Source organism: Nonomuraea sp. NPDC052129, from assembly GCF_040680095.1.
Classification (GTDB): domain Bacteria; phylum Actinomycetota; class Actinomycetes; order Streptosporangiales; family Streptosporangiaceae; genus Nonomuraea.
This window is the reverse complement of sequence record NZ_JBFAVX010000030.1, coordinates 121,752-146,856: the sequence shown is the minus strand read 5'-3', so window position 1 is coordinate 146,856 and position 25,105 is coordinate 121,752. Positions and strand designations below refer to the sequence as shown.

Below are 25,105 nucleotides of genomic sequence, written 5' to 3'. Positions count from 1 at the left end.
ATTTATGGCCGTCGATGGCCGTCGAATTCATCGCCTAATCTGGCGGCATGGCCAGCGATTTCTTGGTCGACGGCGGCAGGATCATGGCCATGCGCCGCGCACGCGGCCTGTCCCGGCGCATTCTGGCGAATCTCGTGGGCTGCAGTGAGGAATGGCTCCGGCTGGTCGAAAAAGGCGCCAGGCCGCTGGACCGATTATCCACCATCATGCGAATCGCTGATGTACTCCGCGTCAACGACCTTTCCGAACTCATCGGCGGCCACATAACGCTGCCGGCCACCGGCGAACACGGCGAATGCGATGACGTCGGCCGGGCACTGCTGTTCCCCCGGCTGTGCGCCGACGGGGTGACCGAGAGCGTGCACCGCGTCCACCGCCACGTCTCGTCGGCGTGGGAGATCTGGCGGCGCTCGCCCAGGCGCTACACCGAGCTACGCCGTCGCCTGCCCGCCCTCCTCCTGATGGCCGACACGTCGGCGGAGCACGCGAAGGCCGAGGACCGGCAGGCCGCCGCCGCCGACCTCACTGACGTCTACCGGCTGTTCGCGACGCTGCTGCGCGGCTGCGGCCACCACCCGCTCGCCCTGCTGGCCGCCGACCGCGCCGTGGCCGCCGCGCCCGCCGACCTGCGGGCGCTTACCCGGGCCGAGCTGGCCGAGGTCCTCATCCACCTGGGCAGGTACGCCGACGCCCGCCGCTTGTGCCTGGCCGCGACCGAGCTCACGGACGACCCGTCGACCATCGGCACCTGCTACCTGACGGCGGCCCTGGCCACCGCCGAGGAGAACGACCTCCTCCGGACCGAGGAACTCCTGAACCGCGCCCGCAAGCTCGGCGGGCAACTCGGCGTGGACTTCATGACCGAGGTGGACCTGCACGCGGTGGTGGTGGCGGCACGTATGGGACGGTACCGGCAGGCCATCCGGCTGGCGGCGGACGTCGACGCCGACCGCTTGTACGCGAAGGACCGGCAGGCCCGCTATTTCCTGTCCCTGGCCACGGCCCACGCCATGGACCGCAACCCGGAAGCCGCCACCGCCATGCTCAGGAAGGTGGCGGAGACCTGCCCCGAAGAGCTCAAGTACAGCCCTCAGGCCGGCCGGGTGGTGGACCAACTCCGGCGGCTGGACTGCGAGACGACCCGCGGCGAACTACGACAGATCGCCCGGCTTACCGCGTGATCCTCCATAACTGTTCCTTCTCCTAAGGAGACGTACTATCTCTTGGACTTCTGGTTCGTTCTGCCGGAGGCTGGGAACGTACGCCACCTACCTGAGGAATCCCAGATGACGACCTTCGTACTTGTCCCCGGCGCCTGCCACGGCGCGTGGTGTTTCGAACCGCTGGCGCGCCGGCTCCGGCAGCACGGCCACGAGGCGTACCCGATCACGCTGACCGGGCTGGGAGCCAGGAAGCACCTGCTCAACGCCTCGGTCAACCTTGACACACACATCGAGGACGTAGTGAATCTCCTGGAGGACGAGCAGATCACCGACGTCGTGCTGGTGGGGCACAGCTATGGCGGAATGGTGATCACCGGTGCCGCCGACCGCGTCCCCGAGCGGGTCGACGGTCTGGTCTATGTCGACGCCTTCGTACCCGAGGACGGGGACTCCTGCTGGACCTTGGCCACGGACGACCAGCGACACTGGTACATCGGCGACGCCCATGCGAACGGCTACGCGACCGCGCCGCTGCCCTTCTTCGATCCGCGGGCCACGCCCCACCCGCTGGCCTCCCTCATCCAGTCGATCCGCCTGCGCGGCGGGCTCGACCGGTTCCGGAGCAAGGACTATGTGTACGCGGCCGATGGCGAGGGGGAGTCGGCCTTCAAGCCCGCCTACGAGCGGGCGCTGGCCGATCCGTCGTGGCGCGCGCATGCCCTCGCGTCCAGGCACAACGTGATGCGGGATGCGCCCGACGAGTTGCTGAAGATCCTCCTGGCCACGAGCGTCTAGTCCCCACCGATGCGGCCACGCGTCCAGTCCCGCCGACGCGGCTCCGCGACGACTCCCGCCAATGCGGCTCCACGTCTACTCCCGCTCACGCGGCCCTATGTCTACTCCCGCCCGACCAGCCCCCAGCGGACCAGGCGGTCCCGTTCCACGTGCAGGATCTCGGGCGCGACCCGCGCGACCGACCCCAGCAGCTGGCAGTAGTCGTCCGTCCGGGCCAGCGCCGTCGCCAGCAGCCGCCGGGCGCGTACGGGATCGGATTCGGCCGCCTCCTCCGCGACCCAGGCCGGCGCTTCGGCGTGCCAGTCGAGGTCGGGGAAAGAGCTCGCGATGGCCTCGGCCCGGTTTAGGTCGCCGAGGCCGGCCCACTCCCGGGCCAGCGTCCGCAACGCGAAGCCCCTATCCGCGTGGGAGTCGAGCATCGACATGGCCGCTGCTTCGGCCCGCTCGGCGTGCAGGAGCGCCTGCTCTGGATCACCCGCCGCCGCATGGCCCTTCATCAGCTCGATCAGCGCGTAGAGCCGCAGGAACGGCCTGGTGAGCGGCGTGACAGCGGCCTCGGCCCGGTCGAGGTCGCCGATCCTCGCCCGTAAGGCCTGCAGCGAGCTCAGAACGCTCTCGCGGTTCGCCCACCCGACGATGTCCGGCGCCACGCGCTCGATCTCGTCGGCCACGGATCGGGCCTTCGGGAGCTCGCCCGCCTCGGCCAGTGCGCTGCCAAGCCGGCGCAGCCCGTACGCCAGCGCCGTCGGCTCGGTGAACGACCGGACGATCGCCTCGGCGCCGCTTGGGTCCCCGCCCGCGAACATCGAGTCGACCAGCTGGAGCAGCACGTACGGATGGCGCTCCGGCGGTCGCGTACGGGCGAACTCCTGGGCACGCGACCAGTCGTCCGGTGTGGTCAGCCGCCCGACCAGGCTCATCGCGACTGTGTCCACGACATACTCATTGCTGGCGGTGTACACGGCGGCCCAAGCCTGATCCACGAGGCCCACCGCCGCGAGGGCCCCCGTCACCAGCTCTAGCCTCTCATCGCGATACCAGGGTGGGCTGAGCGAAGAGAGCGCCGTCTCGCTCTCGCCGACCAGGACGCGGGCCCGATCGAGGTCGCCCTGTGCCACGTACCCCAGCGTCACGGAGGTCAATGCCTCGACGCGCCAGTAGGGGTCGGAGACGGCGAGCGCCACCGTCTCGGCCCGCGTCACATCATCGGCTCGCAGCAGTGCCGCCGCCAGGCGGGTGAGTGCCTCGGCCTGCCACTCCGGATCGGCTTCCGCACGTACGTCGAGCTCCACCCGCCGGGCTAGCCCGCGGCCGCGCTCCAGGTCGCCGACGATCACCCACGCCTTCACCACCTCGCTCAGCGCCGTGACCCGATGGTGCCACAAGCTGTTGGACAGAGCGTAGGCCTCCGTCTCCTCGGCGATCCGGGCCGCGCCCTTGGTGTCACCCGCGGCCATCCGGGCCCGTACCGCTTCCACCGCCGCCTGCGCGTACCGCATCGGCTCGTCGAGCCTGGCGATCTCGCCGAGCACTGCTTCAGCGCGGTCTAGGTCTCCCGCCGCCGCCCACGCTGCGGCCAGCTCGATCAGCAGCGGGCTCCTGCGCCATTCCGTGTCGATGCGGGCGACTATGGCCTCGGCCTCGGCGGTACGTCCGCGAGCGAGCCACACCCGAGCCATCCGAGCCAACGGTTCGTGGCCGGTGACGGACGTGACGAGGGCAGCCGCCCGGTCGGGTTCGCCGGCCATGTCCCAGGCCGTCACCGCCAGCGTCAGGCCGTAGCCGTTGGGCGAGTCGTCAGCCAGGGCCAGAGCCTGCGCGCGCTCGGCGCAGTGGCGTGCCTCACACGCCTGGCCCATGCCCGCGTGCGCGCCGGCCAGCTCGGCGAGCGGCTCGATCCGCATGGTCCGCCGCTCGATGGCGGCGATGGCGCTCTCCGCCCTCGCCACGCATTCGGCTGCCCTGCCGGAGTCACCGGCCGTCGCCCAGATCACGGCCAGCTGGGTGCACGAGCCCGCCTGATGCTCCGGATCAGTCAGAGACCGCGCAAGCCCCTCCGCCTCGCCCGCCAGAGCGCAGGCTTCGTCGGGGCCCGCGGCGTCCGCTGCCAGCCAGGCCAGCGCGACCGCGCGCGAGTACCTATCAGTGATTGTTCTGGCGACCTCCTCGGCCCGCTCCGGATCGCCCGCCTCGACCAGCGTCTCCACCAGGCCGGTCAGCGCGTCGCTCCGCGCCTGCGGATCTTCGATCGACAGCGCGGTGGCCTCCGCCCAGCGATCGAGCTCGACGGCGCAATCCGTGTCGCCGAGGATCGTCCGGATCAGCGCCTGCTCGTAGGAGTCGAAGGCGCCCGCCTCATGGTCGGCCTCGACCCGCGAGGTCAGAGCACGGGCACGGTCATGATCGGGCGTGCTCCGCACCAGCCGCAGCAGCATCGAAACCCGGTTCAACGCCCCCGGCAGGGAGCGGGCGACGCTCTCCGCACCGTCCAGGTCACCGGATCGGGCCAGCGACTCGGCCAGCTCGGAAAGCAGCGTCTCCCGCCAATCCGCATCTTGTACGTCGGCGGCCAGCCGCGCCGCGCGCGCCGGCTCCCCGGCCCCGAGGGCGGACGACACCACGAGCCCCAGCGCCTCATCCCGGGCGTCCTGGTCTTTCGCGGCCCGGGCCACGGCCTCGGCTCGCTTCCATTCGGCCATTCCGACCAGGGACTCCACCAGCGCCAGGCGGTCGCTCTGGGAGTAGCGGTCCTCTTCGGTGAGCAGGGCCTGTTCCGCGCGGTACGCCAGCCGCAGGGCCAGGCCCGGCTCGTCTGCCTCGGCGAAGGCTGACGCGTGCCCGGCCAGCCGGGCCACGTTGACGAATATGGCGTCCGCGGTATAGGCGGCGACCTCAGCACGTTCCACCGCTTGGCGGGCTCGGTCCGGCTCGTCCAGGGCGAGCCAGACCCGCTTCAGTCCGATCAGCGCCGGTACGCCGGCCCACGACCGCACCGACGGCGCCGTCTCCTCCACCTCCTCGGCCAGGCGGCGAGCCCGCTCGGGATCGCTCGCCACCAGCGCTCCGGGCAGCTGGGCCAAGACATGCGTCTGGCGAGAGCGGGAAAACATGGAGCCGGCGTCGGGTAGCGAGCCGATCAGGTCCTCGGCCTGCCGGGCCAGCATGTGGGCCCGTTGCCGATCGCCCGCGGCGGACCGGGCGGTGATCAGCGCGGTCAGCGGTCGCAGCCGCGCGGCGGGGTCGGCGATCGAGTTGGTGACGTCCTCCGCGCGGTCCAGCTCGCCCGCCTGGACCAGCAGGTCGGCGAGATCGGACAGCACGTGGGGCAGCATTGTGGGCAGGGCACGCGCGAGGTCCTCGGCCCGGTCCGGTTCTCCGGCTTCGATGCGGGCGCGCAGCAGCTCGGCGAGCGCCTCTTGCGAGACGTGAGGGGCGGGCCGGGCCAGGCGCTCGGCCCGGTCCAGATCACCGGCGGCCACCAGCACCCGCACTATCCCGCCCAGTGCCTTAGCCCGGTCGGGGCGCTCCCAGCTCTGGGTCATCGAGCGGGCGAGGGCCTCGGCGCGGTCGACGTCGCCGAGCATGGCCCACGCCACAGGAAAGCTGGAGGGAATGAACTGGCCGCGCCGATCGAGCCGGGCCCGCACGGCGGCCAGGTCGAGCAGGTCGGCCAGATCGGACACCGTGACCACGTCCGGCGCAGCAGGCCGGGCGGACGCGACCGAAAGGGACGCGGATCGCGCGGGGGTGACCTGAGGCAGCACGGGGGTGACCGGCAGGGTGGACGCGGGGCCGGTCGGCGGCATGTACGTGGTTCGGGAGAGGATGGTGTCCTGGGCGAGAGCGAGTTCGGTGGCCGCGGCCGCGTTGCCGCCGGTGATGTCGAGCATCCGGTCCAGACGCGCCGGATCAGTGGCGAACTCCACCATGCGCGGCACATCCCCCGCCGCCTGCAGCAGCCGGAAGTAGCCGCGCAGCAGATACTCCGGCGTCTCCTCCGGCCAGCCACGTCGCCGGTAGTCCGCGGCCCAGGTGTGCAGCAGCTCCCGGTAACGGGCCAGCCGACCGGCGCCGAGGCTGTCCACGGCGGTCGCCTGGAGCTCCTCGTGCGCCAGGACGTACACGTTCGCGTCCGTCCCCGGCCGCCAGCGCCCGGCGCGGCTCTGGAACGTGCGCCCGGACACCCCGCGCAGCCGCCGGATCACCTCGCGCTCGGTCCGGCCCGTCAGCTCGGCCAGCGCGGCACCGCTCAGCCCGCCGCCGGCCGCGGCGACGAACCCCACCAGGTCGTGCTCGGTTTCGCCGCCGTCCAGCAGCAGGTCCAGCTCACGTTCGGCGTCGTCGCGGATGATCTGCGCATGCGGGGAGACGGGGAGCCGCCGTAGGATCGCCGGGTCGCGCAGCGGGTGCCGGGCCGGCACGTCAGCGGGCACCGGCGGGTCCGTACGGCCCGCGACCACCACCCGCACCCCCGGCGGAGGCACGGCGGGCAGCAGCGCGGCGATGCTGTTGCCGCCCTGCCCGGCATCGGCCCCCCGGTCCTCGTCCAGCCCGTCCACCACCAGCACCAGCCGCCCGCAGACCGCGGCGGCCTCGCGCAGCAGCCGACCGAACCACGCCTGCCGGTTGGAGACGGTCAGCAGGTCCGGCATCGGCTGCTCGGCGATCTCGGCGAGCTGCTCCACCACGGCTTCGAGGAACGCGTTCCTGTCGCTCTGCCCCAGGTATCTGGCGGTGACGAAGAACGACACCATCCGCACTCCGGGCGGAGGATGCAGGACGAACCACGCCATCAGCGCCGACTTGCCGGCCCACGCCGGTCCCTGCCACCACGTGTAGGAGGGCCCGTCCGTTTCGGTGGCGAACCGGGTGAGCTCCGCGAGCTCCCGCTCCCGGCCGACCAGCTCCCACGGGAAGATCTGCTGGACCTGGTCCAGGTAGGCGGATCGGGCCGGGGGAGGGGTCGTCTGGTACACGTCCCCGATGTGGACGCCGCTGTTGGCGTAGCCGCCGGGCGCGGCTTGGGCGTCACCGGTGTCGCGTGCCGAAGCTCTCCCGGACCATTTGCCCACGGGTCAGTCCCGGCGTGAGTCGGCGTCGTCCCACAGCACCACCCGCCGCGCGCTCATACCCGCATCATTCACCAACCTCGGGCCAGGCGTCACCCGGTAGGCAGCGTTGGTCCGCCGGTGGTCTGGGCGGGTTTGCCGTGGTGCGGCGGTGGTTCCGGCTCCGGCACAGGTGGGAGTGGGAGCGGTTCGTCCCGGAAGAGCTCGGGCACCGATCGGTAGAGGATCGCGGCGATCGGCACGGCCACGATCGCGCCCGCGATCCCCGCCAGGATGCCGCCGACGGAGAGCACGATGATGATCGCCAGCGGGTGGAAATGGAGCGCCCGGCCGACGATCAGCGGCTGGAGGACGTGGTTCTCCAACTGCTGCTCGACGAGCAGGATGCCGACGAAGATGAGCGCGTAGATCGGACCCTTCGCACCGAGCGTGACCAGCGTCGCGACGGCTCCGGCGAAGAAGATGCCGACGATCGGGATGAAACTGGCCAGGAAGATCAGTACGGCCAGCGCCGCCCAGAGCGGGACCCCCATGACCGCGAGCACGATGCCCATGAGGATGCCGTGCACCGCCGCCACGGCCACGGTGCCCTGTACGTAGTGCGAGAGCGTGACCCAGGCCGTGCGCCCGGCGCGATCGACCCGTGGCGCGACCGTGCCGAACCCCTTGAGGAACCAGGCCCAGATCCGGTCCCCGTCCTTGAGCAGGAAGAACGTCACGAAGAGCAGCAGGACGGTCGCGGCCAGCGCTTCGAGCAGCACGACGGTGCCCGCGAGCACGGTCGTGGTGATCTGCCGCTGCTGTTCGGTGACCAGGTTGGCGATGTCGTCGACCCAGTTGCTGAGCTGGTTCGGCTTGACGTGCAGCGGGCCGGTGTAGAGCCAGCCTTCCATCGTCTTGGCGGTCTGCTGCACCTGTCGTACCAGGCCGGGAAACTCCTCGTTGGCCCGTACGCCGATGACCCAGCCGGTTCCGGCCACCACGGTGAACGCGACGAGCATGGTGATCCACGTGGCGTAGATCGGCCGCAGACCCATCGCGCGCAGCCGCCTGGTGAGGGGGAACAGCAGCGCGGTCAGCAGCAGCGCGACCGCGACCGGCAGGGCGATGAGGTGCATCAGCACCACGATGTTGACTATGTAGTTGGCCACGAAGCCGATGAGGATCAAGCAGACGCTCCAAGCGGCCAGCTTGGCCAGCGTAGGTGGCACCAGCCCCCAGAGGGGTCCCCGATCCGGCTTCACGTCTTCCAGACTCTCACCTCCGCTCCTGATAGGCACGGATCCTGGCCGCCCAGTAAGGTGCGGCCAGGATGATTCGACGCACGCCCGGGTAGAGGCTCAGCCTGAAGATCGAGCGGTTTGGACGGTACGGTGAGCAAGCTCGGACGGTTGCCGGCGGCTTGGGCTCGGGCGAGAAGTCGCCATGGCTGGCTGGATCATCTCGTCCGGGCCGTGATCCGCTACGACAAGGTGGACGCCGGCCGGCTGTCGGCCGCGCTCACGTACTACTCCTTCTTCGCCACCTTCGCGCTCGCCCTGCTGGGGTTCGCCATTCTCGGCCGGTACCTGGACTATCCGCCGGTGCTGGAGGCGGTGCAGCACTATCTGAGCGAGAACTTCCCGCGGCTGGACGTGCAGGCGCTGATCGACGCGCGGGCGACGGCGGGAGCGGTGGCCTTCGTCGCGCTGCCGTTGACGGGCCTGTTCTGGATGGACGCCCTGCGCTCGGCCAGCAGGGCGATCTGGCGCATCGAGGAGTATCCGGGGAGGTTCATCCTGCGCCAGCTCATCGACCTGTGCGTGGTGGCCGGGCTCGGTGTGCTGCTCTTCCTGTCGATCGCCCTCGCCTTCGCCGCCGAATGGCTGCTGAGCTGGCTGGCCGTCCACACGGTGGGGACGGACGCCGACTGGGCCCAGTGGGTGCTGGCCGCGGCCGCGTTCGTCATCGGTCTCGGCATCAACACCCTGCTGGCCATGGCGTTGCTGACCGCCCCGCCCCGGCTGCACCTGCCGCTGCGCAGGGTGATCGGCCCGGCGCTCTTCATCATGATCGGCCTGGAGGTCCTCAAGACCCTCGGGCAGGTCTATCTCAACCTCACCGCGGCCAACCCCGCCTACCAGGTGGTCGCGGGAGCCGTGGGGATGCTGGTGTTTCTCAAGCTTCTCAATCAGCTCATCCTGTTCGCCGTCGCCCTGGCGGCCACCAGCACCACCGGCCAGGTCAAGGACCTGACCACGGGCGGTCCCCCTCTCAGAAAGTCGCCGAAGGTCCCTCTTCAGTGACGGACCGTGGGAGAACTGCCCGTTTCCTCGGCCTCGCCAGGGGGAGAGACTGGTGACCAAGGCCGGATGATGGAGGTAGAACCGATGCGCTTAGCGTCTGTAGTGGTGATCCTTTGGCTGATCGTCGGCGCCTTCGCGGCGGGCCAGCGCGACTACTACTCAGGACCGGTCGACAACTGCAACAAGCTGGCCACCATCGCCGTGACGATCGTGGCCGGCCCGCTCAACTATCTCGGCATGAACCCGAAGATCGCCTGCCAGACACCCCAGCCCAGCAAGTGACACCCGGGTCAGACTCGGCGGTTGGCGTCCTCCAGGTAGTGCAGGACGGCGGTGACGCGCCGGTCCGCCCGGTCGGTGGGCGCCAGGTCGAGCTTGGCGAAGATGCTGCGGATGTGCTTGTGCACGGCGCCGTCGGTGACGAAGAGCCGCTCGGCGATGGCGGCGTTGCCCAGGCCTTCGGCCATCAAGGCCAGCACGTCGCGTTCGCGCGGGCTGAGGCGCTCCAGCCGGGTGTCGGGCCGGGTGCGTACGAGCAACTGCGCGACGACGTCCGGATCGATGGCCGTGCCCCCGTCCGCCACCCGATGCAGCGCGGTCAGGAACTCGTCCACCCGCCCGACCCGCTCCTTCAGCAGGTACCCGAGGCGGGAGCTGCCATGGGAGAGCAGCTCGGTGGCGAACGCCTGCTCGACATAGGCGGACAGCACGAGCACGGCCAGGTCCGGCTGGCGCCGCCGGGCCTCGACGGCCGCGACGATCCCCTCGTCGGTGTGGGTCGGCGGCATCCGTACGTCGACGATCGCGACATCCGGCTTGTGTACGCCGACGGCGTCCAGGAAGCCGGTGGGGTCGCCGGCGGTGGCCACGACGTCGATCCCCTCAGCGCGTAACAGCAGCGCGAGCCCTTCGCGCAGGAGCGGGTCGTCCTCCGCGATCACGATCCGCATGGCAGGCTCACGGTCACGGTGGTCGGGCCACCGGGCGGGCTGGTCAGCATGAATGTCCCATCGTGTGCTTCGGTACGGCGGCGGATGCCGACGAACCCGGACCCGTTGCGTTCGTCCGCCCCGCCCTGGCCGTCGTCGGTGATCCGCAGGTGGAGCCGGTCGTCCTGGAGACGGATTAGGACGTCGGCGCGCCCGGCACGGCTGTGCTTGGCGATGTTCGTGAGCGTCTCGGCCACCACGAAGTAGGCCGTCGCCTCGACCGAGGAGGCGCACCGGACGGGCAGGTCGGCGTCGATCCGGCAGGGCACCGGGCAGGCCGTGGCCAGACCGGTGAGGGCGTCCGCGAGGCTCCGGTCGGTCAGCACCGGCGGCAGGATGCTGCGGACGACTCCGCGGAGCTCGGCGAGTGCTTGCTCGGCGGCGTCCTGCGCGCGTTCGAGAATGGCCTCGGCGCTGGCCGGGTCGCGCGTCAGAGCCCGGCGGGCCGCGCCGAGCAGGACGTTGACGGCGACGATCCGGTTCTGCGTCCCGTCGTGCAGCGACCGCTCGATGCGCCGCAGCTCGGCGGAGTGCGCGTCGAGCGCGGCGGCGCGGGTCGCGGTGAGCTGTACGACCCGCAGCGCGAGGTCGGTGCCGGAGACGGGCGCCAGGAGTCGCCGCCCGGGCCAGGCCTGCAGCCGCGCCATGCCCGGGGGGACCATTCCGGTGATGACGATCCAGCTCACGCCCAGCAGGGCGACGGCGAGGGCGCTGGGCCAGCCCTGCACAGTCCAGAGCCCACTGGCCGACGTGGCCGCCACATCCGGTGGCAGCAGCCGCCAGTACAACGGGAAGGTGATGTCACGCACCGCGTAGAGGGGCAGCGAGAGACCGATCGCGCCGATAAGCAGCCCGAAGACGGCATGGATCGCGACCCAGCCCACTTCCCGGCGTACGGCCGAGTCCGCGAGGGCGGCGCGCAGCCCGTGCGGTATCGGCTCCGGGCCGACGACCGCCGGACCCCAGCGGGAGAGCCGCCCGCGTTCCCGGTCGGCGACGACACGCACCACGCGCAGTGTGAGGGGCGCCAGCAGCAGGCCCACGCCGACGAGGCTGGTGAGCGCGGTGGCGATCACCAACGCGAAGGCGACCAACGCCAGGAACGCGGTACCGAGCCCACCGACGAGGTGCTCGAGCGCCTCCAGGATGACGCGGGCACGGGCGAGGACGAACGCGTCCCAGCGGGCCGCCCGCCGGCCGGGCGTGGGGTCATCGGTCGGCATGCGGCACCTCCTTGGCCCAGAAGATCGCCCCGCGGCGCCTCCTCAGCCCAGGACAATAGGGCATCACTTGGGCGGTCGGCAGATCATCGGCCGAGGAGTACAGCCTGCTGTACCCCACTTGTCCCATGGGTGGGATCGTCGTCAGCGGTGATCGTCCGTAGCTTCGATGTGTGACAGCCCATCGAGTGAGGAGCACCTCATGTCCGACATTCTGAACGTCTCCGAGGCAGCCCGTCCGGCACAGCCCGCCGACGCTCGGCGCGCGATGCTCCGTCCCGTGCTGTGGCTCCTGCTCGGGATCAGCGCCGTCCTCAACATAGTGACCTCGAACTTCGGCTCCAATATCTTCGTCGGCATCGGATTCGGACTCGCCACCATCGCGTGCGCCGTCGCCCTGGCCGTCCACCACCACCACCGGCGCCCCTGAGCATCTCAGGGCAGTGAGGCGGGCAGCCCGAAGGGCGTGAAGTGCTCGGCGCCGATGAACGAGGTGACCTCGCGGATATGCTCGCCACGCAGGGTCAGCACGTTGATCGACCAGGCGAGGTGCGCGCCGGCGCCGTCGTTCCGGAGGTAGCAGGCCACGGCGGGCTGGCCGTTCGCGGTGACCGGGAGGTGCCGCCAGCTGCCGCAGGCGGTCAGCGGGATCCGCCTGGCGAAGTCGGCGACGGCCTCCAGACCGTGATACCAGTGCGGCAGCGGCGGCATCGACCAGGTGACGTCCTCGGTCAGGAGCGCGACCAGGGCATCGGCGTCGCCGCGTTCGAGCGCGGTGGAGTAACCGGCGACGATCTCCCGTACCCGGGCGTCGTCGATCTGGCGCAACGTCCGCTGCTGGGTGGGAGCGGGCACCTTCTCCGCGACGATCTTGCGGGCTCGGGCAAGGGCGGAGTTCACCGACGTGGTGGAGGTGTTCATCGTGGTGGCGATCTCGGCGGCGGAGAACCCGAGAACCTCGAAGAGCAGCAGCGCCGCGCGCTGGTTGCCCGGCAGGTGTTGCAGGGCGGCGACGAAGGCGAGTTCGACGGCCTCGCGCTGCTCGTAGCGCGCGGCCGGTCCGCCCGCGCCGAGAGCCGCGTCGGGATAGGGGCCCAGCCAGGCGACGTCGGCCGGCGGGGCGTCGCCGAGCACGGCGCGATCACTGGACGGGCCGAGGTCCATCGGCAGGGCTCGCCTACCCCTGGATTCGATGGTATCCAGGCAGGTGTGGGTGGCCACGGTGTACAGCCACGAGCGCAGCGAGCCGCGGCCCTCGAAACGCGCGAGTCCCCGCCACGCCCGCAGCAGGGCGTCCTGGAGGGCGTCGTCGGCGTCGTGGGTGGAGCCGAGCATGCGGTAGCAGTGGGCGTGCAGCTCCCGGCGCAACGGCTCCACGAGCCGGTTGAACGCGGCATCGTCCCCGGCCCGCGCCCGGACCAGGTCTTCGGCATCCTCCGCTGACGTGTCCGCTGTTGTGGCGGAAAAGACTTCGCTCACAAGCGACGATTCTGCCCCATCACCGGAGTCACCTCTTGGACCGACCACCAACCTCCAGACCAGGAGAACTCCGATGCACAACACCCTTGAGGTCCCTGACGCCCGCCTGTACTACGAGGTACGGGGCGAGGGCCCCCTGGTGGTGCTCGTCGGTGCCCCGATGAACGCCGACTCCTTCGCCCCGGCGGCCGAGCTGCTGGCCACCGACCACACCGTGCTCACCACCGACCCGCGCGGCATCAACCGCAGCCCCCTCCACGACCCCGAACAGGACTCGACCCCGCAGCTGCGCGCCGACGACCTGTCCCGGCTCCTGACCCACCTCGACGCCGGCCCGGCCGCGATCTTCGGCTCCAGCGGCGGCGCCGTCACCGCGCTGGCGTTCGCCGAGGCCCACCCAGAGCAGGCCCACACCATCATCGCCCACGAAGCCCCGGTGGTCGACCCGCTGGAGGACCGCGAGCAGCTCTACGCCGGGACCGACGACCAGATCGCCACCTACCTCGCGGGCGATGTCACAGGGGCCTGGCGGAAGTTCATGGCTCAGGCCGACATCGTCATGCCGGACGGCGCGATCGAGATGATGTTCGGCGGGGAACGCGACCCGCGCCAGGTCGCGGACGAACGCCGCTGGTTCGCCCACGAGATGCGCGACACCGTCCGCTGGCGGCCCGATTTCGCCGCTCTGCGCGCGGCGAGTACCCGCGTAGTGATCGGCATCGGCGAGGACTCGGCCGGCCAGCTCTGCGACCGCACGTCGATCGCGCTGGCCGCGGGACTCGGTATCGAGCCGACGATGTTCCCCGCCGGCCACATCGGCTTCGCCGACGACCCGAAGTCCTTCGTCACCCGGCTGCGCGCGGTCCTGTCCGAGAGCTGATCGGCGCGTCAGCTCGTACCGGTGATCAGAGCGAGGGCCACGGCCAGCAGCGCGATCACCGGAGCCGCCGCGGGGAGCAGGTGCAGGCTCACCGTGGCGGCGGCCGCGCCGAGCGCCAGAGCGAGGAGCACGGCCATCAGCTCGGGAACGTGCGGCTGCCCGTCCTCGGGGGTGAGGAGACGGGAGAACGAGCTGGTCAGCGCGCCGGTGATGAACGTCGTCGAGCCGATGAAGGTCCGCAGACGACGGGTCACCGCGCTCTGGACGCCCATGGCGAGGGCGGCGGTCGCGATCAGCGGGAGGTGCGGGCCGGACAGGGCCCAGGCGATGGCCAGCGCGATCAGCAGGCCCAGCTCGGCGGCCAGGGCCAGCCTGATCCGGGCGGCCCAGCCGGTGGCCTCGCCGGTGAACCGGAACGCGGCCACCAGGCCGCAGGTGAAGGCGATCAACGCCACCAGCGAGCCCAGGGCCTCGGAGAGGCGGCCGCGGCCGGCTGACACGCCGAGCAGGACCAGGTTGCCGGTCATGTTCGAGGTGAAGACCTGGCCCAGGGCGAGGAAGGTGAAGGCGTCCATGGAGCCCGAGGCCAGCGCCAGGCTCAGGACGGGCAGGCGGTTGGTGGCGGGCACCCCCTCATGGTCGGCCGCCCGCGCGGCCCGCGGCGGGAGGCGCGCTGCGCACGGCTACGAGACGGCGGGGTGGGTGGGCGTGTTGGGTGGGTTCAGCCAGTCGGGGGTGCGCCACTGCTGGACGTTCGCGCGGGTGCACGGGCGCAGTGACAGCGACCCCCCGTCGGGTTCGAGTTGCAGGCACAGGCCGCTGGCGACGTGCTGGACCTCCCAGTAAAGCCACCGGTTGTACGCCGAGCGGTAGGTGAAGCGCCAGAGCTGGCCGGTGGAGTCCTTGCAGGGCTCGCGGGACGGGCGCAGCCCATCAGGTGGGCCGGTGGCGGTCAGGCAGCCGCCCATGCTCGTGATCGCGTACGCGCCCTGGGCGTTGCGCCGGTAGCCGAACGCCTGGTTGACGCCGCCGTGGCAGGTCCACGTGATCAGGTCCGCGGCGCCCGTGGCGTCCAGGCACACGCCGTTCTCCGAGCTGGCCAGCGAGCTGCCGAGATCAGGCGGGCGGGTGGTGACCAGCCAGCGCTGGCCGGGCCGGTCGGCCGCGCAGGCCAGCAGGATCAGCGGGGTGCCGGAGTCGGCGGAGCTCTGGTTGGGCTCGGCGCACAGGTTTTCCCTGGGGGAGGCGATGGTGATCGCATGGTCGCCGGTCAGCCGCCAGAGCTGGTCGTCGGAGCCGTCGCAGGCCGCCTCGGTGAGAAAGATCCCTTCGGTGACGCGCCGGGCCTCCGGGGTCAGGCAGCGCTCGCTCACGCGGTTGCGGATCCGGTGGAAGAACGCGCCGTCGCGCTTGGCCGGTTCGAGGTCCCAGCGCTGGGCCTCGGTGGGGACCGTGTTGATGGCCGAGCCGCCCAGCCTGGCGTGCGGGGGAGTGGTCGTGGAGGTGCTGACGACCAGGGGCTTGCCGGGCGCGTACAGGGAGAGGATCAGCACGTTCGAGCGCTTGAGCGAGTCGGGGATGTAGGTGTCGACGTACACCACATAGGCCAGGAAGGCCGCGGTCGCGAACACCACCGACACCGTAGTGCCGATGACCAGCCTCTTGCGGGGGGCGGGCTGGGGCGGCCGGGGATCGGCCAGCCTGCGGTAGGACCGCAGCCACTTGTCCGCCGCGGCGTCCGGCACGTCGTGCACCAGGAGGAAGGCCCGGATGACCGGCTCGGCGCTCTGGACGTCGTCGAGCCAGCGGGTCCGCTGCTTGGTGACCTTCTCCAGGTCTGTCCGGTCGAAGGCGAGCTCCCGCCGGGCGGCGCGCGCCTGGAGCTCGGTGAACTTGGGCGTGCGCGCCTCCCTGCGCAGGTCCTTGAGCAGCCGCTTGTACGTGGGCAGGTCATGCGCGGTGAACGGATCGGTCGCGGTCGCCGAGCGGTTGGCCCAGCGTGACTGCAGGATGCCGCCCAGCGGCGGGAGCGCGGCGGCCAGGCAGGCGAAGACGATCGCGGGCAGGATGTGCGCCGGGTTGAGCTGGGGCTGGCCGTCGGTGGCGAAGTTGACGTAGATGCCGGCCAGCACGGTGAAGACCGCGCTGAGCACGACCACCGCGCCGATCACGAGGGCGAGCTCGCGTGGGGGATTGCGCATCTGCTCCGTCCGACACTGTGTGTCGGCCCATGGTAACGGAATGTACGCGGGTCTATCGGGCGACGGCCGTGCTTCTAGGTAACCGGAAGCGGGGGCAGTAGGCGGGTCAGAAGCCGGGGAAGATCCGCCGCAGGTCGTCCAAGGTGAGGCTGTCGCTCGTGAGGGTCACGACGCTCGGCGTGTGCTCGGGGGAGTGGCGGCCGGTGGTGAGGCGCAGCCACCACTCGGCCGGCGCGCTGAGTACGGCGTCGGGCTGAACCGGCTCGTCGGTGAGGCTGACCGCGTCACCCACGGCGAGCCCGAAGGAGCGCTCGGGGGAGGTGGTCCGGATGGCCACGCCGACCTGGCGTCCGGCGAGGGCGTCGGCCTTGCCGATGAAGTGGATGAGCATGCCCACCTGGTCGAGAAGCAGTTCGGCCGCGGCGGGGGCCAGGGCCGCCGCCGGGTCGAAGGCGACCTCGACGTCCCACGAGTGATGGGCGAGCTCGCTGAGCCGCAGCCCCGCCGCGGTCGCCACGTCCACGGGGACCGGCAGGAAGCCGAGGTCGATCCGCAGCTCCTCGCGCGCCTGCGCGTCGAGGCCCTCGTAGCGGCTGACCAGCGCCTCGTCGGCGGTCAGGAAGCCCTCGGCCCGCTCGACCGGGGACATCGCGTCCCAGCGTGCCCAGACCGACTTGTTGAAGTCCCCGTCAGGACCGGCGGTGCCGCTCAGCGAGGCATCCAGGCGGGTCAGGGTGATCTCAGCGCCGCTGCCCAGGTGGCTGAGAACCTGCGACACGTCCCACTCCGACGCTCCGGACGGCCGGGTGAGGTCGTCGGCCGCGAGGCCGCGGACAAGGGCGGCCAGGTGATCGTGGCCGCTGCGCAGCGCGTCGATGATCTGGTCGGCACGATCGGTCATGTTCGTCTCCAGGGTGGGGACGCGGAGATGTCTACGGTTCGCCGCGTTGCGAATTTTGTTGACGGGTCAAGCATACGTCCGGCGAGGGACCGCGGCGGCGAGTGCCTGTCGGCGCCCCGGCCACCGGCGATCCGAAGGCGCCGACGAGGCTCATGCGGATGTGTCCCGGGGCTGGAGGGAGTCGAACACGGTCATTCCCGAGGCCGGGTCGAGATCGGTCTCCGTCACCTCGGTCAACCGTGCCATGGTCATGTAGAAGCCGATCGCCAGGATCGCCTCGACGATCTCCCGCTCCGAGAAGTGTCGTCGAACCTCCGTGAACACGCTGTCCTCGACCCGGACGGCCTCGATCACCTGCTTCCCGAACGCGAGCAGCGCACGCTCCGCGTTGTCGAAGGCCTCGTCGTCGAAGGCATTATCGGCGAGATTCGCCTGCTCGATCGCGTCGATCTGCGCTTGCGGAACGCCGACCCCCAGGGCGATCGGCACGTGTTGCCGCCATTCGTAGGTGCCGCCCTCGATCCGCGCGACGAGCAGGATCAGCAGCTCGCGCCGCCGATGCCCGAGATCAAGGCTGCTGAGGATGGCCGTGCCCAGCCGCACCTGCGGGAGCACACACGACTCCGCATGCGCCAGCATGCGGAAGATGTTGAGCTTGACCGGTAGGGCCGCGAGTACTTTGGCCGCGTCCCCGGTCGCGTCGTCAGGATGGATGAGGGTCAATCTCGCCATCGATACCTCCGGCTGTGTCGCCGTTAGCGGGGTGGACAGGAGCGGTCGTCAGGTGACCGAGCGCCTGAGAGTCTCACCCCGGCAGCGGTCTCATCAACCGGGCTCCGCGACCTCCTGGAGCGGGAGGTGACACGCGGCCAAGTGCGGCGGGTCGTCACCGTACAGTTCCAGCGGTGGCACCACCTGGGCGCAGACGTCCTCCGCCTTCCAGCAGCGCGTACGGAACCGGCATCCCGACGGCGGGTCGAGCGGAGAAGGCACCTCGCCCTGCAGCAGGATCCGCTCCCGCCGAACCCCCGGAGTGACATCGAGGACCGGCGCCGCCGACATGAGCGCGGCGGTGTAGGGATGGCGCGGCTGGTCGAACACCTGCTTCGTCGGCCCCGTCTCGACGATCTTGCCGAGGTACATGACCGAGACGCGGTCGGCGACGTGGCGGACGACGGACAGGTCATGGGAGATGAACACGTACGACACGCCCAGCCGGGCCTGCAGGTCGGTGAGCAGGTTGAGCACCTGCGCCTGGACCGACAGGTCGAGCGCCGACACCGGTTCGTCGCACACGATGACGTCCGGTTCGAGGGCGAGCGCGCGGGCGATCCCCAGGCGCTGGCGCTGGCCGCCGGAGAACTCCTGCGGATACCGGCGGGCGTCGCTCGCCCGCAGCCCCACCATCTCCAGGAGCTCGGCCACCCGCTTCCCGCGCTCCTTCACCGGCACCAGGTCACGGTGCGTCCGCCAGGGCTCGCCGACGATGTCCTCGGCGCACAGCCGGGCGTTCAGTGACGCGAACGGGTCCTGGAACACCATCTGCACCCGGCGCCGCCACTTCAGCAGCTCCTTGCCGCGCAGCGCGAACGGATCCGTACCCTCGAACCTGACATGGCCCTGGTCCGGGCGCTCCAGCATGAGCAGCACCCGGGCGAGCGTCGACTTGCCGCAGCCGGACTCCCCGACCAGGCCCAGCGTCTCCCCGCGGGCCAGCCGCAGATCGACTCCGTCCAGCGCGCGCAGCCGGTTGCTGCCGGAGGCGCCGCGAGCGACGTGGAAGGTCTTGCTCACCCCTGCCACGTCCAGCAGGGACGCCTCCATAGCGGATGTGTCAGTCATCGGTCAGCTCCTTCCAGTGATGACACGCGGACAGGCGACCGGGTCCGGCCTCGACGAGGACGGGACGCTCCGCCGCGCACACGTCGCTCGCCATCGGGCAGCGCGCGCGGAAGGCGCAGCCCGAGGGCACCGAGTGCAGGTCGGGCGGGCTGCCCGGAATGGACTTCAGGGTGACGCCGCGCGCCACCTCGGCCGGCACCGAGTCGAGCAGCCCGCGCGTGTACGGGTGGCGCGGCCGGGCGAACACGTCCGCCACCCTGCCGGTCTCGACGATGTTTCCCGCGTACATGACGGCCACGTGGTCGGCCTGCTCGGCCACGACCGCGAGGTCGTGGGTGATGAGGATCAGCGCCGTCTGCTGCTCGGTGCGCAGCTCGCGCAGCAGCTCCATGATCTGGGCCTGCACGGTGACGTCGAGGGCGGTGGTGGGTTCGTCGGCGAGCAGCACCTTGGGGTGCAGGGCCATCGCCAGCGCGATGAGCAGCCGCTGACGCATGCCGCCGGAGAACTGGTGCGGGTAGGCGCTCACCCGGGCGCCGGCCTCGGGGATGCCGACCCGTTCCATCAGCTCGACGGCCCGCTTGCGCGCATCGCGGCGTGAAAGACGCTCGTGGATCCTGAACGGCTCGGCCAGCTGGGCGCCGACCGTCTGTACGGGGTTCAGCGCGGTGAGCGCGTCCTGGAACACGATGGACAGGCCGGGCCCGGCCAGCCGCCTGCGCTGTGCCGGCGGCAGGGTGAGGATGTCCGTGCCGTCCAGGCGTACGGCGCCGCCCGCCACGTGCGCCACCGGGTCGAGCAGGCCGACGATGGCCTGCGCCGTCATGCTCTTGCCGCAGCCAGATTCGCCCAGGAGCGCCAAGGTCTCACCGGAGCGGACGGAGAAGCTGACCTCGCGTACGGCGCGTACCGTCCCGGAAGGGGTGCGGATGTCGACCGCCAGCCGATCCACCTCCAGCACCGGGCGCCCGGCCTCCGTGCTGTTCGACTCGCTCACGCGCGCACCTCCTTGTTGTTGCGGCGGGAGCGGGGCAGGGTGAGCCGCCACCGCTGGCCGGGGTCCATGGCCAGGCGCGCCCAGGACGCGAGGACGGTCGCCGAGACGGTCGTCACCACGATGGCGACTCCGGGGAAGACGGCGATCCACCAGGCGCTCTGCAGTACCTGCCGCCCTTGGGCGACCATCAGGCCCCAGCTCATGTCCGGCGGCTGGATGCCGATGCCCAGGAAGCTCAGCGACGATTCGGTCAGCATCACGAAACAGAAGTCCAGGGTCGCGACGGTGAACAGGGTGGGCAGCACGGTCGGTGCCACGTGCCTGCCGATGATCGCCCAGCTCTTGGTGCCGAACGTCCGCGCCGCGTCCACGAACAGCCGGCTCTGCAGCTCGGCCGACTCCGCCCGCGCGGCCCGCAAATAGACCGGGATGCGGGCGATGGCCAGGACCAGGACGATGTTCCCCGCGCTGGGGGAGAAGACGTACAGCACGACCACGGCCAGCAGCAATGAGGGGAAGCTGAGGATGACGTCGGCCACGCGCATGGAGACGTTCTCCCGCCAGCCTCGGTGGTAGCCCGCCCACATACCCCAGACCGACCCGACGACCAGAGAGATCACCACGGCCGGGATGGCGACGGAGAGCGTCGTACGGCTGGCCACGATGAGCCGGGCGAGCAGGCTGCGGCCGAGCGAGTCGCTGCCGAGCACGAACGCGAAGCCGTCGTCGAGGCTGAACGGCGGCCGGTTGACCGCCCGCAGGTTCTGCTTCACGGCCAGGTCGCCGAGCAGGATCGGTCCCACGATGGCGCCGACGGCCACGATCACCAGGATCACCACCGCCAGGCAGGCGAACCGATCCCGCGCCAGCAGCCGCCACCAGGTGATCCGCCGAGCGGCGGGAGGAGCCTCCACGAGGCTGGTCATGCCGTCACCCCCTGACGGACTCGGGAGTCCAGGAGCGCGTAACAGGCGTCGATGACGATGTTCAGCGCGAAGATGGTGATCGCGGTCACCAGGACCGCGGCCTGCAGCACCGCGAAGTCGCGCTGCAGGATCGAGGTGATCATCAGTTTGCCGATGCCCGGCCAGCCGAAGATGGTCTCGACGACCACGGCCCCGTTGACCAGCCCGACCGCCAGGTCACCGGCCACGGTGAGCGCGGGGGGCGCGGCGTTGCGCAGCGCGTGGCCGAAGACCACCCGCAGCTCGCTCGCGCCCTTGCTCCGGGCCACCTTGATGTACGGCGCCGACAGCGCCGTGACCATCGCCCCGCGCACCACCTGCACCAGCACGCCGAACGGCCGGATCAGCAGGGTGAGCACCGGCAGCACCCAGGCCGCCATGCTCTCGGTGCCCGAGGTGGGCAGCCAGCCGAGCGCCACGGAGAAGACCAGGACGCCCATGATGGCGAACCAGAAGTCCGGCATGCTGGCCGCGGTCGTCGAGGTGAAGCTGGCGACCCGGTCGGCCAGGGAGTTCGGGCGGTAGGCCGCCCAGCTCCCGACGACGACCGCGCCGAGGATCGCCAGGATCATCGTGGCGCCCGCCAGCTGCAGCGTCGCGGGGAAGGCCCGCAGCACCGCGTTGGCGGCGGGTTCGGCGGTCCGCAGCGACTCGCCGAAGTCCAGCCGGACGACCTGGGCCAGGTAGTCACCGAACTGGACGAGCAGCGGCTGGTCGAACCCGTGCCGGGCGGCGAACTCCGCCCGCATCTCAGCGGTGGCGCTGAGCGGCAGGTAGAGGTTCGCCGGGTCCCCGGTGAGGCGGGCCAGGTAGAACACGCCGAGGACCACCACGACCAGCGGGATCGCACTGGAGGTGACGCGACGCCGCAGGAAGGTCAGCACACCTGCTCCTTTCAGCCGGCCGGGTGCAGCTCGGCGAGGCGCATCTCGTCGTTCGTGGCGGCGTTGGGCTTGTAGGTGACCTTCTTCGACAGGGCGAGGATGCCGGTCATGTGCGCCAGGACGGCGTCGCGTACGACGTCCTTGTTCTGGTAGTCCAGCGCCTTGGCGAACGCCGTCTGGCGCTCCTCGCCCGAGGCCTGCTCACCGGCGCTGATGAGGTCGTCCAGTTCGGGGGTGCCGAAGCTGCTCTGCGCGCCCTTGCTGCCGTAGATCTGGCCCATGGTGAAGGCCGCGTCACCGGCCTGGTTGCCGTGCTGGGCCTGCAGCAGGGTGGGGCCGGCGTCCTTGGGGAACGGGCGCAGCAGGTACTCCAGCCAGGCGTTCACGTCGAGCATCTGGATCTTCACCGAGAGCCCGGCCTCGGTGAGCGAGTTCTGCACGACCTCCATCGCCTCGGCGGCCTTGGGGTAGATCCCGTTCCGGCCGATGATCGTGATGGGGGTGTCCGTGGCGACGCCGGCCGCCTTGGCCTCCGCGATCAGCTTCTTGGCCTGCGCCATGTCGTACGGCCAGGGCTGGATGGCCGGGCTGTGACCGGTCACGCCTTCGGGAACGAGCTGGCCCGCCGGCTTGCCGAGCCCGGCGAAGACCGAGGCGACGAGCCCGTCCTTGTCGATGGCGTAGTTGATCGCCTGGCGCACGCGAACGTCGTTGAGCGGCGGCTTGGCGGCGTCGATGCGCAGGTAGGAGGTCTCGTTGTTGGGGAACTGCACGGCCGAGTCGCCGGCGCCGTCCTCAGGGGCGAGGCCGACGGCGATGTCCGCCTCGTCGCTCTTGATCATGGCCGCGCGGATGCTGCCCTCACCACGCCAGACGTACTCGGCCGCGGCGAAGTCCGGTGCCTTGCCCCAGTATCCGGGGAAGCGCTCCAGACGCAGGCTGCGGCCGGCGTCCCACTTGGCGATCTTGTACGGGCCGGTGCCGACGGGCTCCCGGACCTTGCCGGTGGCGTTCGTGGTGGTCGGCACGATCTCGACGAAGGACAACCGCAGCGGGAGGATCGGGTCCGGCTTGGCCGTCTTCACCTTGAGGGTCACGTCGTCCGCGGCCGTCACCGTGAGCTTGATGCCGCCGAAGACGTACCCGTTGACGTTGCAGTCGACCTTGGAGCCGAGCGTGCGCTCGATGGAGAAGGCGGCCGCCTTGGCGTCGAACGCGGTGCCGTCGTGGAACTTCACGCCCTTGCGCAGGGTGAAGGTCCACTCGGTGGGCGAGTCCTGCTTCCACTCCGTTGACAGCGCCGGCTGGAGCTGACCGGAGCTCGGGTCACGCTCCGTCAGAGCCTCGGTGATGTTGGCTCGGGTGACGCGTCCGGTCGCGGTGAGGGAGGCGTCGCACGGCTCCAGCGTGGGTGGCTCCTCGGGCAGCACGATGCGGACGGTGCTCGCCGCCGCGCCGCCGCCGGATGACGGCTCCGGGCCGCTGTTCGCGACCGAGCAGGCGCCGGCTGACAGCAGGGTGCCCAGCGCCAAGAGGGCAGAGGCCGCCTGACGGCGGCTGGGGGGGTTGATCATGATTCCTCCGAAATCGCCTGCTCCTGGTGCCGGGCAGGCCACGTGCTATGCGACAGGTGCCGCGCTGAGGGCGGAGAGGCCGCGGTCGATGATGCGGGCGAGTTGCTCGCGGTGCTCCGGGGTGACCTGCGCCAGTGGCGAGCGGACGGGCCCGGCGGAGCGGCCGCGGATGTCCAGCCCGGCCTTGACGAGAGAGACGGCGTAGCCGGGCGTCGTGTTGCGCAGTGCGGCGAGCGGGGCGTAGAACTCGCGCAGCAGGAGGTCCTGGGTCGCGTCGTCGCCCTTCTCGAACGCCTGGAAGAACGCGACGGCGACCTCCGGAAGGAAGGCCAGCACCGCCGAGGAGTAGGCGCGGGCGCCGAGTCCGACGTAGGAGCGGGCGAAGATCTCGGCCGTCGGCATGCCGTTCAGCAGGGGCAGCCGTCCGCCGGTGGCGGTCTGGATGAGCTGGAGCAGCTCCATGTCGCCGTGCCCGTCCTTCAGCGCGACGATGTTGTCCACCTCGGCGAGCTCGGCCACCGCCTCCGGGGAGAACAGCGCCGTACCGCGCTGGTAGAGGATCACGTCCAGATCCGTGGCGGCGGCCACCTCCCGGTAGTGCGCCACGAGCCCGGCCGGCGGCCCGACCTGAAGGTACGGCGGGAGCGCCAGCAGGGCGTCGGCCCCGGCGGCCTGCGCAGCGCGGGCGAACTCAGCGGCCGTCCGCGTGCCGCCGCCGACCCCGGCGAGCACCGGGACCGTTCCCGCGACGTGCTCCACGGCGGCCTTGACCACCGCCTGGTGCTCCGTGGCCGTCAACGACGCCATCTCCCCGGTCCCGCAGGCGACGAAGATCGCGCTGGGCCGCGCGGCGAGCACGTCGGTGAGATGAGCCTTGAGCCCGGACAGATCCACATCCCCCGACTCCGTGAACGGTGTGACGGGGAAGGCGAGCAAGCCTGAGAGGGAAGCGGCGACTCGCGTGACTGCGGGGGACATCAACAGCAACCTCTTGTCTACATATGGAGACAGCATCTATATTTGTAGCCGAGACATTAAGTGGGTGTTTCACCAAACGTCAAGAGGTGGTCGATGACGCAATACGCCCCGGACTCGTTACCTCAATCCGCCGAGACCGGGGGAGGTGTCCGCAGCGTCAAATCGGCCGAGCGGACCATCGCGGTGCTCGAACACCTCAGCTCCGCCACGAAGACGTGCTCACTGCGCGAGCTGACCACCGCGCTGGGTCTGCCGCGGGCCAGCGGCTACGCGCTGCTCACCACGCTGGTGAGCACGGGCTGGGTGGAGACCGACGGTGGCGGCCGCTACCGGCTCGGCATCCGCGCGCTGCGGGCCGGGATGTCGTACATCGAGCGGGACGACCTCGTCCAGCGGGCCCGTCCGGTGATGAACGAGCTGAACGACGAGCTCGGCGAGACCGTCCACCTGGCCCGTCTCGACGGCGTGGAGATCGTCTACCTGGCTACCAACATCTCCAAGCACTCCCTGGCCGTCGTCACCCGCCCCGGCCGGCGCCTGCCGTGCTGGGCCACCGGTCTCGGCAAGGCGATCCTCGCCGGGCGCCCCTGGGACGAGGTCGACGAACTCCTGCCGGAGACCCTGGAGCCCCGTACCGTCCACACCTTCACCGACCGGGTGGCACTGCGCGCCGAACTCGAGGAGATCCGGCGCCGTGGCCACGCCGTCGACGAGCAGGAATCGACCCTCGGGCTGCGCTGCTTCGCCGTCTCCCTGGACCTGGGACGCGTCCCGAACGAGGCGCTCAGCTGCTCCATCCCCCTCGTCCGCCTCGATCCCGAACGCGAGGAGGCGGTCGTGGCCGCACTGCTCCGGGCACGGGCCCGCATCATCCGCTGAAGGG

The 25,105-nt window shown here is 70.8% G+C and carries 22 protein-coding genes; 7 read left to right on the top strand and 15 right to left on the bottom strand.

The window, feature by feature from the left end; genetic code table 11:
• Positions 1 to 47 precede the first annotated feature (47 nt).
• Positions 48 to 1,181, top strand: a complete 1,134-nt coding sequence (locus tag AB0L53_RS44235) for a helix-turn-helix transcriptional regulator (RefSeq protein WP_364008095.1) — start codon at positions 48 to 50, stop codon at positions 1,179 to 1,181.
• A 105-nt stretch (positions 1,182 to 1,286) separates the two neighbouring features.
• On the top strand, positions 1,287 to 1,958 hold the full coding sequence (locus AB0L53_RS44230) for an alpha/beta hydrolase family protein (protein WP_364008092.1): 672 nt from the start codon (positions 1,287 to 1,289) through the stop codon (positions 1,956 to 1,958).
• Between the two features lie 101 nt (positions 1,959 to 2,059).
• On the opposite strand, the gene AB0L53_RS44225 is transcribed toward AB0L53_RS44230, so the two are convergent.
• Both AB0L53_RS44225 and AB0L53_RS44220 read right to left on the bottom strand, forming a co-directional pair.
• The gene (locus tag AB0L53_RS44225; protein WP_364008089.1) at positions 2,060 to 7,030 is read right to left on the bottom strand and encodes a hypothetical protein; all 4,971 of its coding nucleotides are present in this window, start codon (positions 7,028 to 7,030) and stop codon (positions 2,060 to 2,062) included.
• Between the two features lie 89 nt (positions 7,031 to 7,119).
• Positions 7,120 to 8,271: an AI-2E family transporter gene (locus AB0L53_RS44220; protein WP_364008086.1), complete on the bottom strand. Its 1,152-nt coding sequence runs from the start codon at positions 8,269 to 8,271 to the stop codon at positions 7,120 to 7,122.
• 210 nt (positions 8,272 to 8,481) lie between these two features.
• Here AB0L53_RS44220 and AB0L53_RS44215 point away from each other — a divergent pair, with 210 nt between their 5' ends.
• Both AB0L53_RS44215 and AB0L53_RS44210 read left to right on the top strand, forming a co-directional pair.
• Positions 8,482 to 9,312, top strand: coding sequence for a YihY/virulence factor BrkB family protein (locus tag AB0L53_RS44215; RefSeq protein WP_364008083.1), 831 nt, complete (start codon positions 8,482 to 8,484; stop codon positions 9,310 to 9,312).
• 105 nt (positions 9,313 to 9,417) lie between these two features.
• Positions 9,418 to 9,594, top strand: a complete 177-nt coding sequence (locus AB0L53_RS44210; protein ID WP_357652507.1) for a hypothetical protein — start codon at positions 9,418 to 9,420, stop codon at positions 9,592 to 9,594.
• An 8-nt stretch (positions 9,595 to 9,602) separates the two neighbouring features.
• Here AB0L53_RS44210 and AB0L53_RS44205 read toward each other — a convergent pair whose 3' ends face one another.
• Both AB0L53_RS44205 and AB0L53_RS44200 read right to left on the bottom strand, forming a co-directional pair.
• Entirely contained in the window at positions 9,603 to 10,262 is a 660-nt protein-coding gene (locus AB0L53_RS44205) for a response regulator transcription factor (RefSeq protein ID WP_358439262.1), read from the bottom strand.
• Positions 10,250 to 11,524 (bottom strand): sensor domain-containing protein, encoded by a 1,275-nt coding sequence (locus AB0L53_RS44200; RefSeq protein WP_364008080.1) that lies wholly within the window; start codon positions 11,522 to 11,524, stop codon positions 10,250 to 10,252. Before AB0L53_RS44200 ends, AB0L53_RS44205 begins: the two co-directional genes overlap by 13 nt.
• A gap of 199 nt (positions 11,525 to 11,723) precedes the next feature.
• Between AB0L53_RS44200 and AB0L53_RS44195 the strand changes: the two genes are divergently transcribed.
• Entirely contained in the window at positions 11,724 to 11,951 is a 228-nt protein-coding gene (locus AB0L53_RS44195) for a hypothetical protein (RefSeq protein ID WP_364008077.1), read from the top strand.
• A 5-nt stretch (positions 11,952 to 11,956) separates the two neighbouring features.
• Here the strand turns inward: AB0L53_RS44195 and AB0L53_RS44190 are convergent, their stop codons facing one another.
• Positions 11,957 to 13,000, bottom strand: a complete 1,044-nt coding sequence (locus tag AB0L53_RS44190) for a sigma-70 family RNA polymerase sigma factor (RefSeq protein WP_364008074.1) — start codon at positions 12,998 to 13,000, stop codon at positions 11,957 to 11,959.
• Positions 13,001 to 13,073: 73 nt separating this feature from the next.
• On the opposite strand from AB0L53_RS44190, the gene AB0L53_RS44185 reads away from it, so the two are divergent.
• Positions 13,074 to 13,880 (top strand): alpha/beta hydrolase, encoded by an 807-nt coding sequence (locus tag AB0L53_RS44185; protein ID WP_364008072.1) that lies wholly within the window; start codon positions 13,074 to 13,076, stop codon positions 13,878 to 13,880.
• A gap of 8 nt (positions 13,881 to 13,888) precedes the next feature.
• Here AB0L53_RS44185 and AB0L53_RS44180 read toward each other — a convergent pair whose 3' ends face one another.
• The 10 genes from AB0L53_RS44180 to AB0L53_RS44135 all read right to left on the bottom strand — a co-directional run bounded on the left by AB0L53_RS44180 (position 13,889) and on the right by AB0L53_RS44135 (position 24,222).
• Complete coding sequence (locus AB0L53_RS44180; RefSeq protein ID WP_364008069.1) at positions 13,889 to 14,509, bottom strand: YoaK family protein; 621 nt, start codon at positions 14,507 to 14,509, stop codon at positions 13,889 to 13,891.
• Between the two features lie 54 nt (positions 14,510 to 14,563).
• Positions 14,564 to 16,081: a ricin-type beta-trefoil lectin domain protein gene (locus AB0L53_RS44175; protein WP_364008066.1), complete on the bottom strand. Its 1,518-nt coding sequence runs from the start codon at positions 16,079 to 16,081 to the stop codon at positions 14,564 to 14,566.
• 106 nt (positions 16,082 to 16,187) lie between these two features.
• On the bottom strand, positions 16,188 to 16,982 hold the full coding sequence (locus AB0L53_RS44170; RefSeq protein WP_364008063.1) for a maleylpyruvate isomerase family mycothiol-dependent enzyme: 795 nt from the start codon (positions 16,980 to 16,982) through the stop codon (positions 16,188 to 16,190).
• A gap of 150 nt (positions 16,983 to 17,132) precedes the next feature.
• Positions 17,133 to 17,714 (bottom strand): carboxymuconolactone decarboxylase family protein, encoded by a 582-nt coding sequence (locus AB0L53_RS44165; RefSeq protein WP_364008060.1) that lies wholly within the window; start codon positions 17,712 to 17,714, stop codon positions 17,133 to 17,135.
• Positions 17,715 to 17,807: 93 nt separating this feature from the next.
• On the bottom strand, positions 17,808 to 18,824 hold the full coding sequence (locus AB0L53_RS44160) for an oligopeptide/dipeptide ABC transporter ATP-binding protein (RefSeq protein WP_364008057.1): 1,017 nt from the start codon (positions 18,822 to 18,824) through the stop codon (positions 17,808 to 17,810).
• Positions 18,817 to 19,821, bottom strand: coding sequence for an ABC transporter ATP-binding protein (locus AB0L53_RS44155; protein ID WP_364008054.1), 1,005 nt, complete (start codon positions 19,819 to 19,821; stop codon positions 18,817 to 18,819). Before AB0L53_RS44155 ends, AB0L53_RS44160 begins: the two co-directional genes overlap by 8 nt.
• The gene (locus AB0L53_RS44150) at positions 19,818 to 20,747 is read right to left on the bottom strand and encodes an ABC transporter permease (protein ID WP_364008051.1); all 930 of its coding nucleotides are present in this window, start codon (positions 20,745 to 20,747) and stop codon (positions 19,818 to 19,820) included. Before AB0L53_RS44150 ends, AB0L53_RS44155 begins: the two co-directional genes overlap by 4 nt.
• On the bottom strand, positions 20,744 to 21,670 hold the full coding sequence (locus AB0L53_RS44145) for an ABC transporter permease (protein WP_364008048.1): 927 nt from the start codon (positions 21,668 to 21,670) through the stop codon (positions 20,744 to 20,746). The genes AB0L53_RS44150 and AB0L53_RS44145 overlap by 4 nt, the downstream gene beginning before the upstream one ends.
• Before the next feature lie 11 nt (positions 21,671 to 21,681).
• Positions 21,682 to 23,244 carry an ABC transporter substrate-binding protein gene (locus AB0L53_RS44140; RefSeq protein WP_364008045.1) on the bottom strand — a complete coding sequence of 521 codons (1,563 nt, stop codon included), beginning with the start codon at positions 23,242 to 23,244 and terminating at the stop codon, positions 21,682 to 21,684.
• 45 nt (positions 23,245 to 23,289) lie between these two features.
• Positions 23,290 to 24,222, bottom strand: a complete 933-nt coding sequence (locus AB0L53_RS44135; protein ID WP_364008042.1) for a 5-dehydro-4-deoxyglucarate dehydratase — start codon at positions 24,220 to 24,222, stop codon at positions 23,290 to 23,292.
• A gap of 93 nt (positions 24,223 to 24,315) precedes the next feature.
• Between AB0L53_RS44135 and AB0L53_RS44130 the strand changes: the two genes are divergently transcribed.
• Complete coding sequence (locus AB0L53_RS44130; protein ID WP_364008039.1) at positions 24,316 to 25,101, top strand: IclR family transcriptional regulator; 786 nt, start codon at positions 24,316 to 24,318, stop codon at positions 25,099 to 25,101.
• The last annotated feature ends 4 nt before the right edge of the window (positions 25,102 to 25,105 follow it).